This window comes from Balneolaceae bacterium (genome assembly GCA_034521495.1).
Taxonomy (GTDB): Bacteria; Bacteroidota; Rhodothermia; order Balneolales; family Balneolaceae; genus Rhodohalobacter.
The window spans coordinates 82,773-100,616 of the sequence record JAXHMK010000007.1; the positions used below are offsets into that span (position 1 = coordinate 82,773).

The window sequence follows — 17,844 nt, forward strand, 5'->3', positions numbered from 1 at the left end:
AATCAACTAATCGTCCTCAACATTCCTAAAAGCATCAAACCACATTCCAGCCTCCAGCTATTCACCATTATCTTCTTCTACTATTTCCGGTCTCTGTAAATAAGGAAGCCCCTCTTTAATCCATTTTGGGGCAGGCTTACCATTCAGGTAGTGGTCATGCCATTCAAAAGCTCTGGTAGCGTAGTCAATCTGATTCTCCTCGCGGGCCAGCCCATGATTCTCGCCTTCATACACCAGCATCACAAAAGGTTTTTCCATGCGGCGCATGGTTGTATAAAGCTCCACGCCCTGGTTAAAATCAACTGCACCGTCATCCGTACCAAATTCAACCAAGAGTGGTGTTTCTGTATTCTTCATATTAAAAATGGGAGAATTGTCGATGAATTTATCCCAGTCCATCCACCACGGGTCCGGGAAGCGTCCCTGTGAAATTTCAAATATTCTTGCATCCGTCATACCAGAGTTCCAGTAGATGGAATTATACATGCTGACCATATTGGTAAGCGGTGCACCGGCCACGGCAGAGTTAAACATATTGGTTTGTGTAATAATAAAAGAGGTTTGATAAGCTCCCCAAGAGTGGCCCGTCAATCCCAACTTATCTTTATCTATCATCCCGGTTTCTAAAACCTTTTCTACCGCCGGCAGTACAGATTTTACAGCCGACATGCCCGGATCCCGCAGCTCATAGGTTATATCGGGCTGGAATACAAAATATCCCTCAGAAGAAAAGCGTCTGAAATTATACGGATTCGTGCGAGTTGGAATGGTGTAGGAATGCATATCCTGGGAGCGCCGCTCATAGATATAAACAATCATGGGATATTTTTTATCGGGATTATAATTTGCCGGATAGAGCAGCCGTCCCTGAAGCTTTTTCCCCCGCTCATTATGGAAGGTTATAAGTTCGTCATCAGCCCAGTAGTAATTCTCCTGTTGAGGATTTGTGTTGGTTAGCTCAATGGGATTGTTAAAATCTCTCTCAACATAAAAGAAGTCAGGCGAGTCGGTTGAACTTTCGGCTGAATAGATAAACTTTTCGGCATCTTTGGCTTTGTTGAGTCTGTTAATCTGCTGGTCTTTATACAAGAGTGTATGTAACCTGTCGTTATTACCGAGTCGGGCGTAGCCTCTCTTTTTCGTATAATCGCCATACATGTGGAAGTAGAGCGCTTCGTCTGGTTCAACAAAATCGTCTTCCATATCGAGGTAAACCTGGCGATAGCGAATACTATCCTGTGATCCATTTGTTAGTTTTTCAATCACATCGCCGTCAGGTGTAGCACGATAGACATCATATTCGTCGTAGAGCAGTATCCATGCATCATCTTTAGCCCATCTGCCATTACCGAAAGGGGGTTGTTGCTCACTTCCTGTTACTATGTGGTAGTTTTCAAACCGCGTATTTACATCCCCGGTTAAATTAATCTCTTTTCTCTCTTCGATGTCATACGCCCGCCATTCATTATCCCAAAAATAGAGCAGATAGTCGCCGCCCGGTGACGTATTGACAATTTCCCTTCGCTCAAGAATTTTTTCCCGCTCTCCGGTATTCACGTCAATCAGGTATATATCCCTCCATTCCTCTTCAAATGTAGGCTCATAAGGCTTCTCTACATAACCAACGGCATGTTGATGATCGCCGGTCAGTGAAACATTCTCCATTAAACTGTCACCCAGTTGCACAAATGAGTCTTTATCTAAATGCCACGCAGAAAGATGATTCTCTTCTTTAAGTGAATTTTGTAACACCTCTTGGCGCGGTTGAATCTGGTCGTCTTGCCAATGCCAGATTTCAACATTTGTTGGATCGAGGTCTTCATCAGGATCTACATCCTGTTTCTCGTTTTTAGTGCTGTCAGTTTCTGCCTCAGAATCTCCGGGTGTATCCGGTTTTGTTGGTTTTTCATTCTTCTCCCATTCTTGTATGCCAAAGAAGATTGTATTTCCGTCATCTGTCCAAATCAAGTCCCGGAATTCAACAATGCGGTGATCAGCCGGAAATTCTTCAAACCTATTTTGCCTGAATACATTAGCTTCTGTTGAGGATGGTAAATTTCGGTAGGCATATATCTCATGAGTTTTATTTTTGTATTGATCGTTTGTTATGGCTTTAACAAATGCCAGTGCATTTTCTTCTTCACTCCAGGTTAGATTTTTAAAATTCGCCGTATCACTTTCCAGAACGGCCATATGTTGGTTCTTCAGATTTAAAAGCTGCACTCCATTGCCCAGTTTTTCTGATGCATCAATAGCTATGGCGAGGAGAGTTCCTTCTTCATTAAACGTATATTCAGATACGTTCCCGATGAGCTGATTCTGCCCGGTTTGGAGATTTCGAACAACAATCTCGCCTCCGCCTTTTTGATCCTCCGGTTTGTACTTGTTCATGACAATGTGATTCCCTGTTTCAGAAAATTCAAACTGTTGGATATTTTCAAATGTATCCACATTGGCAGATGCCAGATTCATAAGGCCAAGCTTGTACTGAACTCTCTCGTTTTGTTGCTCAAGATTCTTTTCTTCTTCTTCCGAAACTCCAATTTGAAACGCTGCCCACTCATTATTTTCAGAAAATTCGGGGCTGATACCATGCATGAATTTGTGTTCACCTGTTGAGTCTGATGCAACTTTTTTTATCATAAGCCAGCCGTCACCATCTACCAACTCAATATTATAGGCAAACCAGCTGCCATCATTGGAAAAAGCTGTATTCGTGATACGCTGCCATTCTTCATAATCATTCGGTTCCAGTTTAACTTTTTCATTCTCCTGGGCGAGCAGAAATGAAGAGAAGCTGAAGATCAAGACAAGGAAAACTGCACAAAAACGGTTGAAAAAAGACATTTTTAAAGAATGGGTTGTATTTGATTCATAGTTAACCTTCACAGTACAAAAAAATAAAAAAGAATGAAACAGGGTCATTTATAATCAAAATAGAATCACTGTAAAGATTTTTAAGTAAAAAATTTCAATGTAACGTTCTGACAGCTGAGAAATGGAAACAGTGCTTTTAAACTCGGATGGAGAAGTTGTATCAAAGATTAAAAACACTTATTTTTCTGTTCTTTGATTTTTCAGGAAAACCTGAATTCTTCATTGCGCCCGTAGCTCAACTGGATAGAGCGTCTGACTTCGGATCAGAAGGTTGAGGGTTCAAATCCTTCCGGGCGTACTTACTGAAAACCCCGTTTAATTAGCTTTAAACGGGGTTTTTTTATGTTTTTTCGTCATTTTGACCAGCTTTTCTTGTGAAGGATTTTCACATAATCGGCAATATTTCTTGAAATGGTAGTACATTTGGTGGTACATTGGTAGTACAGAAATTAGAGTTCTAATAGCCAAATGTACTACCATGGCAAGCCTCAAAAAGAGAGGAAAAACCTATTCCATCGTATTCAAGACTCGAGAAGATGGGAAGCAGATAACTAAAACCTACGCACTTGGCACCTCCTACAAAAAAATTGCCGAGCATAAAAAAGTTGAATATGAAAAACTCTATCAACGTGGAGAGATCAATCCCTTTGATGATTCATGGAGTGTAAGGGAATACGAAAAATCTCAACAAGAGAGTTCTAAGCCAGCGGTAGCAGACAGTTACTATCTGGAAGATTTGAAGAAGCAATTTTTAAAATTCAAATCGCATGTTTCTGAACCAACAAAAAAAGGATACCGGTCTGTTATTAATCTTTTCATTGAACATGTGGGTCGATCCATGACAGCCCCGCTCATAAAAGCAAGTGATATCCGTACCTTTTGTTTCAAGCCTGGGTACGCCAATGCTACACAACGAAACTATCTGCGGCATCTCAAGGCTTTCTTCAACTGGATGAAAAATAAAGAGATCATTTCCAAGAACCCCTGCGATGATGTAAAACCGCCAAAGAAGAAGGATAATTTGGTCGAGAAAATCTTCGATGAAGAGACGCTGAATGATATCATAACAGCCTTTCGGAAGTACCAACTAAAGCATAAAAAATCGGGAGCGATAACTCACGATTCGCAGAAGCAGCATTGGTTCAAACCTTTAATCACTACTGCATACTACACGGGATTGCGAAGGAAAGAGTTGGTTCAACTTCGTTGGGAGCATGTGAATTTAAACAAAAGAGAAATACATGTAACGGATACGAAGAACGGGAAGGAACGAACGGTTATCATTTTTGATCAGGCGTATGACCGATTAAGAGCCTGGCATAAGCTTAATGGTTACCCAAATAAGGGACTGGTATTTCCAAGTCCCAGGTCGACAAAGAAATTGGAAATTGCGCTTACGGGCAATAATGTATCCAAGGTTTTTAAATCGTATGTAAATGAGGCCAAGGTTAAAGACACCATTCACTTTCACTGTCTACGGCACTCATGCGCAACGTATATGATTCGTCAGGGTTTTGATGTAACGATGGTGAAGGAGATGCTGGGCCATAAAAGCATTGAAGTAACCATGCGGTATGTCAATTTAGTAGTGAAAGACCGAAAGGATCGTGCGATTAAATTAGGACTTATAACCAAGAATTGATGGGGAATAAGAAAATATTCATAGAAAAAGATGGGAAGACAGAATCAATCGAGAAGACCATTCTGTATTTAATGCTAATTGGAGATGAATTAAGAAGCCATTCAGTAGCTCATTATGTTGGGCAGGAACAATCAATCCCGATACAATTATCAACGAACTTCGTCGAATTTAAAAATCGGGATTTAAAGCATCTTCAAACGGCATTGAAACCATTCAATGGGTTTGATTCTGAAAAGTTTAACGAAACTTTTAAAAATGAGCTTTTGAAGCAGTATGAAAAGCAGAAAAATGAATCAATTAAAGGTGCTTTAGCATTTGCCCGGGAAATAAATTGATCTCGAAGAAAAAAGAGTTAGACAAAATTCACTATACACCCTTCAAAGCATTGGCAGTTTCTCGGATAAATGAAAGTGATGATAAGATTTATTTTCGCTATTTAAGTAATAGCCTAATTGAAACATTAATCGCGAGACTCAATGATATTTCAAAAAATATAGCACAGATAAAAGCTATTGAGCATGTGGAAATGCACTTAAATCTTTCCGAAAAGTATACTTACAAAAAGCTTGTACGAAGTGTCGATGAAATATATGATAAAATGTTCAAAGGCAAATCAAATGAAAGGTCACTCTCAGAAAATGTAAATGAAGCTAAATCGAATTTCGAAGTTTTAGGACGAATTGACTTCATACTTAGCGAGAGTAAGCTATTACCAATCCATTTATAACAACTTTAAGTTAAAATTTTGAGATTTGACTTATTAAAACTCTGAAATAAAATTCACTTTTGAGCACTCAATGGGAAGCATTTTCAGGTTATTTAGGATTTTAATAAAAAACCCCTTCTCAATTAGAACTTTTCTATTAAAATCTCATCTTCTAAGTTGCTGATATGAAATGTCTTTATATCCCATAATCCATATGTTTCATCTGTTAATTCAAACGAAACATATGAGTCATGCAATCAGAAAAAACGTTACTCCAACAAAATAACCAAACTCGAAGATAAGCTTGACTTCGTAGTTAGTGCCCTTCAAAACAAGCGCAACTCTTCCAAATATCTGACAGCCCAGGATATTGAAGCCGAATATGGTATCGATCAAAGAACGGTACTGAACCGCAGCAACCTCCATCCGAGTGATGATGGGTTTATACCCAGCCTAAAAATTAGCGGGAAAGGACGTCGGAAGTACTTCGAGCGGAAAGTCATTGATCGATTATTGAAACCGGCAACGAAGAGGTAAAGATGTATGAGTGAAAAGTAAGAAGGTGGTCTGTAGTTCAAATACCAGCATCAACTGATTTGAATGATACTCTTATCGACTAAAATTAAGATAAGGAGAAACATAATGATTCAGTAAAAGCCGAGCTGCAGTTGATGATTTTTATGCCTATGCTCCAGAAAATAAATTCATATACATACCTACAAAAGATTTATGGCCTGCGAGAAGCGTTAATTCAAGAATAAATAAGGTTGGTACTAATAACTACACTAAATCGGAATAAAAGCTATCGAAGCTACAGAATGGTTGGCCAAAAACCGTTCGGTTGAGCAGATGACATGGATGCCAGGTCACCCAATGCTGTTAGAAAATAAATTCGGTGGTCAATGGAGGCATTGTTGATGCTTATGGTTCTACTTCTTTCAATTTGTATCAACCCCCAAAAATCGATCTTGGAGATCCCGATAAGGCTCATAAATGGATTAACCATGTTACAAAAGTGTATCCGGAAAATGTCGATCATATCTTTTGTTGGTTGGCTCAACGAGTGCAATATCCAGAAGTTAAGATTAATCACGCTTTAGTTTTGGGAGGGCAGCAGGGGATTGGTAAAGACACGATACTTGAACCCGTTAGACATGCAATTGGTCCCTGGAATATGGAAGACGTAAATCCAAATCAACTTTTGGGGAGGTTTAATGGATTTATCAAGTCGGTAATTCTGCATGTCAGCGAAGCCCGAGACCTTGGAGATAAAGATAGATATAAGCTTTATGAGCATTTAAAAACCTTTACAGCTTCTCCGCCGATGGCGCTACGATGCGATGAGAAAAACAGGCAGGAATACAGCGTGCCAAATTTGTGCGGAGTCGTCATAACAACGAATCACAAAACAAGCGGGATCTATATACCCGCAGATGATCGCCGCCATTACGTTGCATGGAGCGAAATATAACAAAGCCAGATTTTGAGTGAAGATTACTGGCAGATTATATGGGATTGGTATGGCAATGGCGGTACCAATCATGTAGCTGCTTTCTTGAAGGAATATGATTTAAGCAATTTCGATCCAAAAGCCCCGCCACCAAAAACGGATGGGTTTTGGGAGATTGTAGATTCAAACAGAGCTCCCGAAGATGCAGAGCTTGCTGATGCACTCGACAAATTAAACAACCCTGATGCCGTGACGATTAACATGGTAGCAGAAGCCGCAGGTGGAGATTTCTATGATTGGTTGAATGATCGCCGAAATAACAGGCAAATACCTCATCGTTTTGAAACGGCTGGGTATATAAGGGTGAAGAGAATGATGCTGCAAAAGATGGTTTATGGAAAATTGGAGGCAAACGTTCTGCAATCTATGCAAAAAAGGAACTTCCTAAACGAGCAAGAATTGAAACCGCACAGAATCTCAAATCAGAGGTACCATTTTAGAATCAATAATCAATGTAATCGGTGAAGTAGGTGATTATATATTTTACTTAACTCAACTCACACATGTGTTTTCTTCAATCAGTTAAATCAGTGTATATATCTGTGTGAGTGAAATGTAAAACCACTGACTTCACTGATTTCATTAATCAAGAAGTTGCGAATAGATAACGATGAAATCTGTATTAAACGTCAAGATATCCTGCTTCAAAAATTACAGAACTTCCGACAACCCGAAACCGGTGAATTTGTTACAGTGGCTTCAATCTTCAAAATACGCTAAGCAGGTTCAACGCATCAGGGAGATTAAAGACAAAAAAGAGCGTGACGCACTTAAAGGCAACTCTGCCAGCTATCACTCCATCTGGCCAGTTTTCGTATCGATCAAAAGAGAAGCTAATTGAGCATTCAGGTTTGATACAATTCGACATTGACGGAAAAGACCATATAAATATTGCCAACTTTAAAGCACTCAAAGAAGAAATATCCAAAATAGTAAACGTGGCTTATGTCGGACTGTCTGTGTCCGGGAAGGGATACTGGGGACTCATTCCGATTAAATATCCAGAGAAGCATAAAAACCATTTTAAGGCGATGAAAAATGCATTTGGGAACTATGGAATCAAACTGGATGATAAGCCTTCACATGTAGCCTCTCTGCGCGGTTACAGCTATGATCCTGATGCATACTTCAGTCACAATGCAAAACCTCTCGAACTTCTTTATGAATCTAACAAATCTTCAAATCAATCAGGGAAGAGGAAAACCTATAGATTTCAAACGGATTCCCATGTTCAAGTACAGAGGCTTGTAAAACAGGTCGAAGATAGGAGAATCGATATTACTGATTCGTACGATATTTGGTTAAAAATAGGATTTGCGTTGGCCGATGAGTTTGGCGAGTCGGGCCGAGAGTACTTTCACTCTGTCTCACAATTCTACCCAGGTTACAATGAAAGAGAAACAGACCAGCAATATTCTCACTGTTTACGCACAAAGGGGAAAGGGGCAGCTACTGTAACTATTGCCACCTTTTTCCACTATTGCAAAGCCAATGGAGTTACATTGAATTGATACAACCTTTTATTGACCTGTAAACATAAACGGTTCATTATCCTTTCTTGATCTTTAAATATGCTTTTATTCATAATTTCCACTCAATACCTCTGATACACATGATCAAACACCTCATTCACCGTTGAGGTGAACAGGCGCCGGTCGTACACATCGGGGAGAATGTCGTCAAACTCCTGCTCGATGGTTACTTTCACATCGGAGATGTAGCGCTGCTGTTTTTTCCAGTCCTGCACCAGCTTCTCCTGCTTCAGCTTTTCAATCAGATCGTGAACTCCTTCCTTGATCTTTTTTCGTTCGGCCGGTTTCAGATCGATTTTCTCGCGCTGGGTGACGATATCGAAGATAGCCAGCTCCTCCTCATCCATGTTCTCTTTAACTGACGCGTTCTCCCTCCTCACTCAAGTCTTTGGCCAGATCGAACAGCTCTTCCAGCTGCAGATCCACATTGATGCTGTAGTTGTTGTACTTCTCAATCATCTCCTCGAACCGCTCTTTGAAGTCCATCCGGGTACGGTTCTGCTCCACCATATCTTCGATGCGTTCTTTCAGTGTGGTTTTAATCTTCTCCAGCTCAATACGCTTATGCTTCTTTCTTGTTGAAGCGCTCTTTGAGCTTCTCAAAATCGATCTTCCCGATGTCAATCAGTTCGGTATCGTAATCAATCGTGTAACCCTCACTGACAATCGACTCGTCCAGCTTCTTTTCAATTTTATATTCTACTTCAGAGATATCATCCGGCTGAAACGGCTCCAGTACTTTGATCTTGTCGGCAATTGCTTTTAATGCAGACCGTACCGGCAGATATTGATACGCATCAGGATCGGGCAGGATCGCCTTGTAGAGCTTGTTCACCACCCGCGCATGTTTGTTGAACTCTTTCTTCTTCTGATCGTTCATCAGAACTTCCTCAACGGCATCATCTACCGACTCATCCAGCTCCCTATACTCCACAATTGCTTTGGCAAACTCATCCAGGTAGACAGTCTGATCAAATCCTTTTGCCTGAATGATCTTATCCAGGTCCACTCCCTGTTCATCGCAGAATGCTTTCGCTTCCGCAATCGCCTCTTCGAGCTGACGAACCAGCTCCTCTTTATTCTTCACCGGCGCTTCACCGCCCTCATCCTCTTTCTTGCCGGTCGCATAGATAGCCAGAGCTTTCTGAAGGTTGCGGAACACTCCCACATAATCCACAATCAGGCCGTTATTTTTGCCCTCAAACACGCGATTGGCCCGTGGCGATGGTCTGCATCAGGGTGTGGCTCTTCATCGGCTTGTCGAGGTAGAGAGTGGACAAACTGGGCACATCAAAGCCGGTGATCCACATCGCGCAGACAAACACCAGGCGCAGCGGATTGTCCTCATCCTTGAACATCTCATCCAGCGGCTCTTTCTCAATTCGCAGCCGGTGCTTTTTGATATCCAGCCCTTTTGCCTCAAAATCCCGGATCTCATTCTGGGACTGGGAGATCATCACGGCCATATCGGTCTCGTTCATAAAATGGACTTTCTCCAGTAGCTGCATTGCGCCGGGAACCGACAGCCGTTTTCAGCTCCGCTTTATACTCCTGTAATTTCTTCTGCCAATATCTTTTCAACCAGGTCATACATCTTGATCGCCGTAAACCGATCCACGGCAATGAACAGTCCTTTGCCCATGTATCCCCTGTTCAGGAAGTGTTCCACAAGATCTTCGGCAATGGTCTCCAGCCGGTCGTTCCGGGTAAGCAGGTGATACTCCTGCCGGAACTCCCGCTCCAGCTTCTCCTCCTGTTTCTCGTTCAGGTTGGCATCATCCAGAATCTCAGCCAGCTCTTCATTCAAATCTTCGTTGGTGAGCTGAAGCTCCGGAATGCGGTTCTCGTAAAACAGCGGTACGGTAGCACCATCCTCAATGGACTGCTTAAAGTCATACACGCTCACATAGTCCCCGAATACCTCCCTCGTCTTTTCATCTTCTCCTTTGATCAGCGGGGTTCCGGTGAAGCCGAGAAATGCCGCATTGGGCAGAGCCTTCCGCATGTTCATGGCCAGCACATCGTACTGGGTTCGGTGCGCCTCATCGGTCATCACAATGATATCCTCATCTTCGCTGAGGACCGGGAACTCCTCGCCGTCCCGTGCGTGGAATTTGTGAATCAGCGTAAACACATAGCGGTGATTCTCCCGGAGAAGCTGCTGAAGCTGTTCCTTGCTGTCGGCCCGCACGGTTTTCTCCGGTTCGGTAACAGCTCCTACGGAGGCAAAATTCTTGTAGATCTGATCGTCCAGGTCAATGCGGTCGGTCACAATCACAAACTTCCAGTTGCCCGGCAGGGCCCGCATGATCTTCCGGGTGAAGAATACCATCGAAAAACTCTTACCGCTCCCTTGTGTGTGCCAGAATACGCCAAGCTTTCCCTTGTTCTTCTCGATGTGTCGTACGGCCTGAATCGCGTTGTTCACTCCCAGGTACTGGTGGTTTTTGGCCAGCAGCTTTTGAGGTTCCCCGCCGGAGGTTTTGAACAGCACATAGTGTTCCAGAAGATCCATCAGGCGCTCTTTCTCACAGATTCCCCGGATGGCTGTCTCCAGGCTCACTCTACCGGGCTCCTCCTCATCGCTGATCTTCTTCCACTCGTTAAAATGCTCCCAGGGTGAGGTGATGGTTCCTACTTTGGTATCCGATCCGGTTGGAGAGGATAATCACCTGGTTATACCAGAAAAGCTGAGGAATCGTATCTTTATAATCGTGCAGGTTATCGTGATAGGCTTCATAGAGGCGTCGGGCCGGTTTCTTGAGTTCAAACAAAATCATGGGGATGGCCGTTGACAAATCCGATCAGATCGGGCCGGCGCCGGTGCATCTCGCCGGATACCCATAGCTGACTGACCAGCAGATAGTCGTTCTTCTCGGGTTTTGACCAGTCCACTACCTTTACCGTATGCTGAACCTGCGTTCCCTCGGCGTTCCGGTACTCTACATCCACGCCATCGCGGATCAGGTCATACACCTGCTGATTGGCTTTGACCGGATGAACCGAGGATCGGTCTCGTGTAATCTCTTTGATCGCCTCTTCAATCTGTTCATTCGGAGATATCCGGATTAAACGTCTGAAGCTTTTCCCGAAGAATATTCGTCAGCACTACCTCTTCCGTGGTCTCCCTGCTCAGATCTCCCTCTGCTCCCAAAACCTCATCATAGGCATTGTACGTTTTCCAGTTTAGTAACGCTGGAAATAGTTCAACGGCGGGTTGTTCGACGGATGCTGTCTTCGGTGTATTTAGACATAGTAACCTTCTTTAGCTTACTAATTCTACCATTTCTTCATAATGTCTCTCGTCGTATTTTTTCACAAGATTTAAAACAGATTCGATTGCTTCCTTTGATTTAGCTAAATGGGTTACATCAAATCTTGTAAATGATTTGTTGAGCTGTCACCATAAAATAGACGTTTAAATAGTGTCGTAAAGCTGTCCCTTCCTCTTGAGTTATAGCACCTTTCTTAACTACTTTTTCAATTTTACTATGCATTCCTTTTTCGACAGGAGCACGAACTAAAAAACATCTCTAAGTAACGTCTTGCTATATTGGGAAAATGATAAACAGATTCATATGAGTCATCATTTTTCATTTCTAATGTATAGCAACTTAAATAAGTAGTGATATTCAGATTCGTAGTCCTGTAGTAACGAATCAAGCTTGACAATACTGGAAGACCTAACATTTTCATTATTGGAACATTGTATCATAAATCTCGATTCTTTTTTTCCCTCATGCTTAAACCATTTGTTTAATTGTCTTAACAATTCAAAATTGTGGGTTAATAAAATCAGTTGTTTCAGCCTTTTTACAATGCTCTTTAATAAAAGAAAAGGCATGAGATAATGGAATTGGCATCAACTGATACAGGATCGTCAATTACAACAATACAATCATCGATATCAGAATCTTGCCGACTTGTAAGAAAGTATATGAGTGCCAATCCCAGTTCTCTCACCTTCACTCAAATTTGTAGCCTCTTTATCACCTCTCTTGAAATGGAATCCTTTTGTCTCTTCTTCAAAGGTTACTTGGATTTCATCTCTACCTAAATATTGCGTCAGGTACTGACTTAAAGTCTCTGCAGCCTGTCAATTCGCCAACATTTTCATTTTCAAGTTCATCGATTTTCTCACTCAATTTTCTTGTCTTCTTTTGTAGTTCCTCTAAGGTTTTTTCAGATTCTTCTTGATCTTTCTTCAAGCTTGATCAATTCAGTTATATTTGATATTATATGAGATTTCTCCGAGACTCTTTTTTTCTTAAAATTTCATCCTCAAAATTTCTACAATTTCATTATGATCTTCGATAATCAAATTGATTTTGCTCTACAATATCATATATCTAGATTCTAATTTCTGATTAAACGTTATTTCAATTTCTAAAGATTTATGAAGGTTATTCTCCTTCCTTTCTATCTCACTCAATAGTTCTCGGAATATTCTTTTATATTTATTTTCAAGTTCTTCAAACTTCATGAATTTTATTTCAAAGTATTGCTGGAGTGTGCTGTCAATCTCTGATACATGGGGTATCTTTAGATTTATATTAGCATTTTTTACCTCCCGTTTAAGTGAATCTAATTTCCGCAAGAAATCATTGTACGTATCACTAAAATGTCCCTCTAATTTCGTAACTCTCTCTTTGGGGATTTCTTGATTCAAAATTGACATATCCCAAGATCATTTTCTATATGGATATTAAATCCATTTCTTTCCATTTCAATTTCCGGTTTTTCCTTCAGTTCAGTTATAGCCTTTGAAACCACTGTCTCTTGTAAAAAACTTCTTATTGATTTATATAATTCTGATATACCCGTGATATTCAGTTTAGCAATAGACGATTTTTCTTCGGAGTTTGATGGATAGCTTTTTTTATTTTAGCTGATTCATCTTCATATTTTATGAGATGAGTATAGTCCTCACTTCTTTTAACTGAAGGTGCTCTTTAATCGTGAGTTTATGTTAGATTTGTCATAATTGGCATACTTATCGGATAGTCCCTCAGTAGTTAAAGTGTCTTTTATGATTTTCGCATTATCTTTTTTCATTTCGATATATCTTTTTATATCGTCTCTTTCTTTTTATTTACATCATGCTCCTCATTTAATGATTTACGGTTTTCTTTAAGCCTATCTGCTTCTTTCTTTTTGCTGGCATCATCTTTTCCCAAAAATGCAATAGATCAGCCTGAATTTTCTCCCATTTAATATGCTGATCAATAAATCTTCATTGAAAACTCTTATCAAAGGGGCAGAATCAGTATTGTCCTTATTTATTACTATTTCATTGCCATTGTCATCAGAAAGAGATCAATTCAAACTCACTATCTCTGAATCTTTGAGGCATCTCTCCTTCAGGCTCTAATTCCTGTATTAATTCTGTCAAAGTGCTTTTTCCCGAGCCATTCCATAGGTAAATAACATTATAACTTTTGAAATCTTGGAAAGACTAGGATTTGGCCACTTAAAATCCTGGAGAATTTAAACCTCTTTTCAGCTTCTAATTCTTTTTTAAAATCATAACATTGCTATCTTTGAACTTCTATTTCCCCAGAGATCAGTTTAGGCAAAAGTAAATCTCTGGTCTTTTTTAGCTTCTCATTCCTTTCTCTCAGGTTATGAGCTAAATCAGATAGTTTTCCTGTTCTTTCCTGGAATTCTGCAGTTGTTTTCCTTGGGCAATGCAACTTTCATTTTTCGAAAATCTTTTGGTTTAACACGTTGGTGACTTGTCAAGGTGCCACCGGTCAAACTCCTGAATCTTCCATAGAATTTTTTGGAACTCAATAGACCATAAACAAAAGTTCATTTCAAAATACCGCCAACTCCATTCAAGATCAAAAACTCAGTTGAAGTCAAGCAGCGTCGATCAGTCTTTGGCTTGGCATACCGTATTCGAGGAATTCGTGAATTAACTTGGAAATAATAACAGCATCGTTTGTCTTCAAATTATTTTCCTTGTACTAATACTCTCACCCTTAATAACTTCCGGTCGTTGCCCCTCATCATATGCAGAAAAACTGTAGTAATAAAACCCTTCATCAGGGTAATCAATAGGTTTTAACCCTTCATTGCTTTTGTTTACGATATCTTTTATCTGTTTTACCTGCCACCCTCAGGAACCTCACCAAAATCCATCCCCGATCCACCAACTCATCCTCATCATAACCGGGATAACGATAATGCACAACCACTCGCGGTAGATGAGCCGGGCCATCTCCTCCAGGATGGCAATGCGCCGGGTGTTGTTTCAATCAGGTCATCAAAGGCAGAGAGATGGAGGCGATTTTTTGCTGAGATGTTCAAGTGGAGGTATTTAATGTCTCGATAGCACGTTCATTTCTGCACGCTGTTTGCCTTGGAAGCCCCTGGCAACACTGTTTTGCGTATCTCGTATAAGTTGACTTATATCCAGGTAGTAATACATGTAATTTATATCCAAACTTCTTCTTTAGCTCAAAAACAAAAACATTAATAATGCCAAAACGATTTAATTCCATCTGATTAGATGTGCAGTTTCCGCATCTTCTACGCGCAGTCCTGGTCTAAAAGCGTATCCCGTCTTTAAATCGTGCTCTGCTATCTCTGTCACATCTACAAGTTTCAAGAGTATTTGAACATAAACCCGTGGATGGATTTACCATTCAGCCATGCCCAAATAGTGATGAACTTCTTACCTTATTTCTGCAAAACCTAGGTCCACTTTATAACTGTACGAATCTTTGAAAAGCATTATGTCTTTATTTAATATAGCTCTGAATATTTTCAGAAATCTCATTTTCCAGTGTCGAAGCCTCTACATTCAACAATTCCAGCTCCTCATACAGCTCCTCCAGTCGCACTTTAAAATCCACATCATCCTCTTCCCGCTCGGCCACGCCCACATAGCGTCCGGGGTTCAGGCTCCAGCCCTGTTCTTCAATCTCTTCAATGGTAGCCACTTTGCAGAGGCCGGGAATGTCTTTGTACTCTCCATTCGGAAAGAGCTCGTTCATGTTTTCCGGCTGGGTAATCGTATTGCCGTCGGCGTTGTACTCTACATTCCGGTTCAGCAGCCATTGGCAGGGTGTCCTCCATCGCCTCACCCCGGTACCGGCGCACGAATCGCCGGCCAGGAAGTCGATCTGCTCGGCGGGTAAAGTCGCGGTGGGCGCGGTCAATCTGCCGGTAGATGTTCCGGGCATCGACAAACAGCACCTTGTTCTCGCGGTCGGTGCCTCTCTTGCCCTTATCAAAGAACCAGAGCGTACAGGGCAGCGTCACCGTATAGAAGAAGTTGGAGCCGATGGAAATAATCACATCCACCACGCCCTCCTCAATCAGTTTCCGGCGGATCTCCATCTCGCTGTGGCGGGCATCGGCAGCAGAGTTGGCCATTACAAACCCGGCGCGGCCGTTTTCAGGGTTCAGCGCACTGTAAAATTCCTGTATCCAGAGGTAGTTGGCGTTGTCCGTACTCGGTATGCCCAGCGGGTAGCGGGGATCGCCTTCAATCGCTTCCTTATCCACTCCGCTCACGTTAAACGGCGGATTGGCCATCACATAATCGAACTTGCGCCACCACATCGTGAATGTTCTCATAGTAGCTGTTCCCTGACCGGATATCTCCTTCCAATCCATGCACCGCCAGGTTCATCTTGCAGAGGCGAACCGTGTTTTCCACCTTCTCCTGTCCGTAGATGGAGAGCACATCGCCGCTATTCTGCCGGTGGCGCTCCCGGAAACTTGGCACTCTGCACAAACATACCGCCCGATCCGCAAGCTGTATCCAAAATTTTACCACTAAAGGGTTCGATGATCTCAACAATCAACTGTACCAGGGTAGTCGGCGTAAAAAACTCTCCGCCCTTTCTGCCCCTCACTCATGGCAAACTTGCCGAGAAAGTATTCATAGATCTGTCCGAACACATCCCCGCTTACTCCATCACCAATGTTGGAGAAACTTTTCAGGAGGTCTTTCAGAATCTGATCCCCAAATTTCTTGTACTGCCTGGGGCAGCACATCCTTTAGCTCGGGATTTTCCTTTTCAATCGCCTCCATCGCCTCATTGATCTTCTGGCCGATATCCTCCTTCTCCGGAAGCTCCAGCAGGTAGTCGTACCGGGCATGCTTCCGGCAGGTAAATGGCACCTTTGGCCTTATAACTGGTCCGGCCCGATAGTTACCCGGCTGCTGCTTTTCTCTTGCAGCTCCTCATGCACCGGCTGAAACCGGTGCCAGGCGTAGCGAAGAAAAATAAGCCCGAGTACCGGTGTGGAATATTCGTAGGAACTGAGGGCGGAGTTGGCGCGAAGGTTGTCGGCCGCTTCCCAAAGGCGGTTTTCAAGGTCTTTGAGGGTGTCTGATGTCATAGATGAATGGTGTTGTGATCCCGATTACTACTCAGTGAATTTTTTCTCAACAGTGGATAGTAAAGAAAATGAGATAGGAATGGAAATGGAAAGCAGTATAGTGTATAATTCACGCATACTTACACAAATCCATTTTAAAAATGTCGTCTGACACAGAACCAACTATACTCCATATACATAACCGACTATCAAACAATACTACTTAACCTTTTTTTATCTCTCGACCAGTGCTGATTTAAATTAATCGTCCTTATTTCAACTGGATGCTGATTGTACTGATATTCCAAGTCATACTCTTCTGAAATAGTAGGATATAATAAGATTCCTTTCGTTCTAAAATTACGTTCAGTTCCATCCTGTTGATGCATTAGGTAGCTAAATAATTGATAGAGATTTCCAGATTTGATTTTATCTGTATCATAGTTCCTTTGCATGGTATCCTTATAGTACTTCGTATCAATAATGATCTTTTCATGCGGTTTACGCAGAGTAATATCTGTTTCCATTCTTGGTAGATACTCAAGGTTTTTATCATCATCGACGTCAAAATTCCAATAGATATATTCTCCTCTGACATCCCATTCTGAATATTCTCTCTTGTAATAGTTCAGGACAAACTTCTCGAATAGAATAGCCATTTTATCCTCATCTCTTGTCACATCAGAAAAAGCCCATGTTCCCTCATCTTCATTCGGTAGTTGATTTTCGTAAATTAGCTGACAAACGTTTAGTAAAAACTCATAAAACCGATTATTCCTGTGTATTTTTATCTTGTCAAAAACAACCGGATTTAAATCGATGATCTGAATTCGAGGAAATCTTCGGAGAATCCTTCGAATATCATGCTTTAAATCATCATCTAATCTCACCGCATATAACAGTTGAAATAAGGTAGTTATGAGGATCTGATTATGAAGAATATCCGCAGAATATTCGTCATAGTTACAGACTGCATGCAACCGTTGAAAAGAGTTCTGTTTAACAGATTTACTAACTTCTAATTTCCCCTTAACACCAACACTTTCTTGTGTATGAGAAACATAGTCGTGTTCCAAACCACGTTTTAGAAGAATCCTCGAACCATTAATCAATACTTGGGATAATAATTCAAGCAGATCATGTCTACCATCGGTTGACACATTTACCCGATCCTTTTCTTCAAGTTTGTCCCAGGCATAGCATAGCAGAAAATAGATGTTCTCAACGGGAATCTGCATCA

At 41.4% G+C, this 17,844-nt stretch carries 21 protein-coding genes and 1 tRNA gene; 7 read left to right on the forward strand and 15 right to left on the reverse strand.

Annotated elements, in window-relative coordinates; translation table 11 throughout:
• Positions 1-57 precede the first annotated feature (57 nt).
• Entirely contained in the window at positions 58-2,847 is a 2,790-nt protein-coding gene (locus U5K72_04230; protein MDZ7718014.1) for a prolyl oligopeptidase family serine peptidase, read from the reverse strand.
• A 254-nt stretch (positions 2,848-3,101) separates the two neighbouring features.
• Between U5K72_04230 and U5K72_04235 the strand changes: the two genes are divergently transcribed.
• The 7 genes from U5K72_04235 to U5K72_04265 all read left to right on the forward strand — a co-directional run bounded on the left by U5K72_04235 (position 3,102) and on the right by U5K72_04265 (position 8,246).
• Positions 3,102-3,175: transfer RNA gene (locus U5K72_04235), tRNA-Arg, on the forward strand.
• A gap of 180 nt (positions 3,176-3,355) precedes the next feature.
• Positions 3,356-4,519 (forward strand): tyrosine-type recombinase/integrase, encoded by a 1,164-nt coding sequence (locus U5K72_04240; GenBank protein ID MDZ7718015.1) that lies wholly within the window; start codon positions 3,356-3,358, stop codon positions 4,517-4,519.
• Positions 4,519-4,854: a hypothetical protein gene (locus U5K72_04245; GenBank protein ID MDZ7718016.1), complete on the forward strand. Its 336-nt coding sequence runs from the start codon at positions 4,519-4,521 to the stop codon at positions 4,852-4,854. The genes U5K72_04240 and U5K72_04245 overlap by 1 nt, the downstream gene beginning before the upstream one ends.
• Positions 4,851-5,246, forward strand: coding sequence for a hypothetical protein (locus tag U5K72_04250; GenBank protein MDZ7718017.1), 396 nt, complete (start codon positions 4,851-4,853; stop codon positions 5,244-5,246). Before U5K72_04245 ends, U5K72_04250 begins: the two co-directional genes overlap by 4 nt.
• Before the next feature lie 874 nt (positions 5,247-6,120).
• Entirely contained in the window at positions 6,121-6,696 is a 576-nt protein-coding gene (locus U5K72_04255) for a DUF5906 domain-containing protein (protein MDZ7718018.1), read from the forward strand.
• Between the two features lie 12 nt (positions 6,697-6,708).
• Positions 6,709-7,200 carry a hypothetical protein gene (locus tag U5K72_04260; GenBank protein ID MDZ7718019.1) on the forward strand — a complete coding sequence of 164 codons (492 nt, stop codon included), beginning with the start codon at positions 6,709-6,711 and terminating at the stop codon, positions 7,198-7,200.
• A gap of 296 nt (positions 7,201-7,496) precedes the next feature.
• Positions 7,497-8,246, forward strand: coding sequence for a BT4734/BF3469 family protein (locus U5K72_04265; GenBank protein ID MDZ7718020.1), 750 nt, complete (start codon positions 7,497-7,499; stop codon positions 8,244-8,246).
• Positions 8,247-8,329: 83 nt separating this feature from the next.
• Here the strand turns inward: U5K72_04265 and U5K72_04270 are convergent, their stop codons facing one another.
• From U5K72_04270 to mcrC, 14 genes are all read right to left on the reverse strand, one after another.
• Positions 8,330-8,614, reverse strand: coding sequence for a hypothetical protein (locus U5K72_04270; protein MDZ7718021.1), 285 nt, complete (start codon positions 8,612-8,614; stop codon positions 8,330-8,332).
• A 7-nt stretch (positions 8,615-8,621) separates the two neighbouring features.
• The gene (locus U5K72_04275; protein ID MDZ7718022.1) at positions 8,622-8,870 is read right to left on the reverse strand and encodes a DUF3387 domain-containing protein; all 249 of its coding nucleotides are present in this window, start codon (positions 8,868-8,870) and stop codon (positions 8,622-8,624) included.
• Positions 8,830-9,474: a DUF3387 domain-containing protein gene (locus U5K72_04280; protein ID MDZ7718023.1), complete on the reverse strand. Its 645-nt coding sequence runs from the start codon at positions 9,472-9,474 to the stop codon at positions 8,830-8,832. The genes U5K72_04275 and U5K72_04280 overlap by 41 nt, the downstream gene beginning before the upstream one ends.
• Complete coding sequence (locus tag U5K72_04285; protein MDZ7718024.1) at positions 9,467-9,748, reverse strand: hypothetical protein; 282 nt, start codon at positions 9,746-9,748, stop codon at positions 9,467-9,469. The genes U5K72_04280 and U5K72_04285 overlap by 8 nt, the downstream gene beginning before the upstream one ends.
• Positions 9,749-9,810: 62 nt before the next feature.
• Positions 9,811-10,830 (reverse strand): DEAD/DEAH box helicase family protein, encoded by a 1,020-nt coding sequence (locus tag U5K72_04290; GenBank protein ID MDZ7718025.1) that lies wholly within the window; start codon positions 10,828-10,830, stop codon positions 9,811-9,813.
• A 40-nt stretch (positions 10,831-10,870) separates the two neighbouring features.
• Positions 10,871-11,047, reverse strand: coding sequence for a type I restriction endonuclease (locus U5K72_04295; GenBank protein MDZ7718026.1), 177 nt, complete (start codon positions 11,045-11,047; stop codon positions 10,871-10,873).
• Positions 11,034-11,366 (reverse strand): type I restriction endonuclease, encoded by a 333-nt coding sequence (locus tag U5K72_04300; protein ID MDZ7718027.1) that lies wholly within the window; start codon positions 11,364-11,366, stop codon positions 11,034-11,036. The genes U5K72_04295 and U5K72_04300 overlap by 14 nt, the downstream gene beginning before the upstream one ends.
• 950 nt (positions 11,367-12,316) lie before the next feature.
• A complete protein-coding gene (locus U5K72_04305) occupies positions 12,317-12,475 on the reverse strand; it encodes a hypothetical protein (protein ID MDZ7718028.1) in 159 nt (52 codons plus the stop codon).
• Positions 12,476-15,013: 2,538 nt separating this feature from the next.
• Positions 15,014-15,214 (reverse strand): hypothetical protein, encoded by a 201-nt coding sequence (locus U5K72_04310; protein MDZ7718029.1) that lies wholly within the window; start codon positions 15,212-15,214, stop codon positions 15,014-15,016.
• Positions 15,201-15,854 (reverse strand): N-6 DNA methylase, encoded by a 654-nt coding sequence (locus U5K72_04315; protein ID MDZ7718030.1) that lies wholly within the window; start codon positions 15,852-15,854, stop codon positions 15,201-15,203. Before U5K72_04315 ends, U5K72_04310 begins: the two co-directional genes overlap by 14 nt.
• A complete protein-coding gene (locus U5K72_04320) occupies positions 15,793-16,056 on the reverse strand; it encodes an N-6 DNA methylase (protein MDZ7718031.1) in 264 nt (87 codons plus the stop codon). The genes U5K72_04315 and U5K72_04320 overlap by 62 nt, the downstream gene beginning before the upstream one ends.
• A gap of 141 nt (positions 16,057-16,197) precedes the next feature.
• Complete coding sequence (locus U5K72_04325; protein MDZ7718032.1) at positions 16,198-16,404, reverse strand: type I restriction-modification system subunit M N-terminal domain-containing protein; 207 nt, start codon at positions 16,402-16,404, stop codon at positions 16,198-16,200.
• Between the two features lie 8 nt (positions 16,405-16,412).
• Positions 16,413-16,625 (reverse strand): type I restriction-modification system subunit M N-terminal domain-containing protein, encoded by a 213-nt coding sequence (locus tag U5K72_04330; protein MDZ7718033.1) that lies wholly within the window; start codon positions 16,623-16,625, stop codon positions 16,413-16,415.
• A 188-nt stretch (positions 16,626-16,813) separates the two neighbouring features.
• Positions 16,814-17,842 (reverse strand): 5-methylcytosine-specific restriction endonuclease system specificity protein McrC, encoded by a 1,029-nt coding sequence (gene mcrC / locus U5K72_04335; GenBank protein ID MDZ7718034.1) that lies wholly within the window; start codon positions 17,840-17,842, stop codon positions 16,814-16,816.
• Between the last annotated feature and the right edge of the window lie 2 nt (positions 17,843-17,844).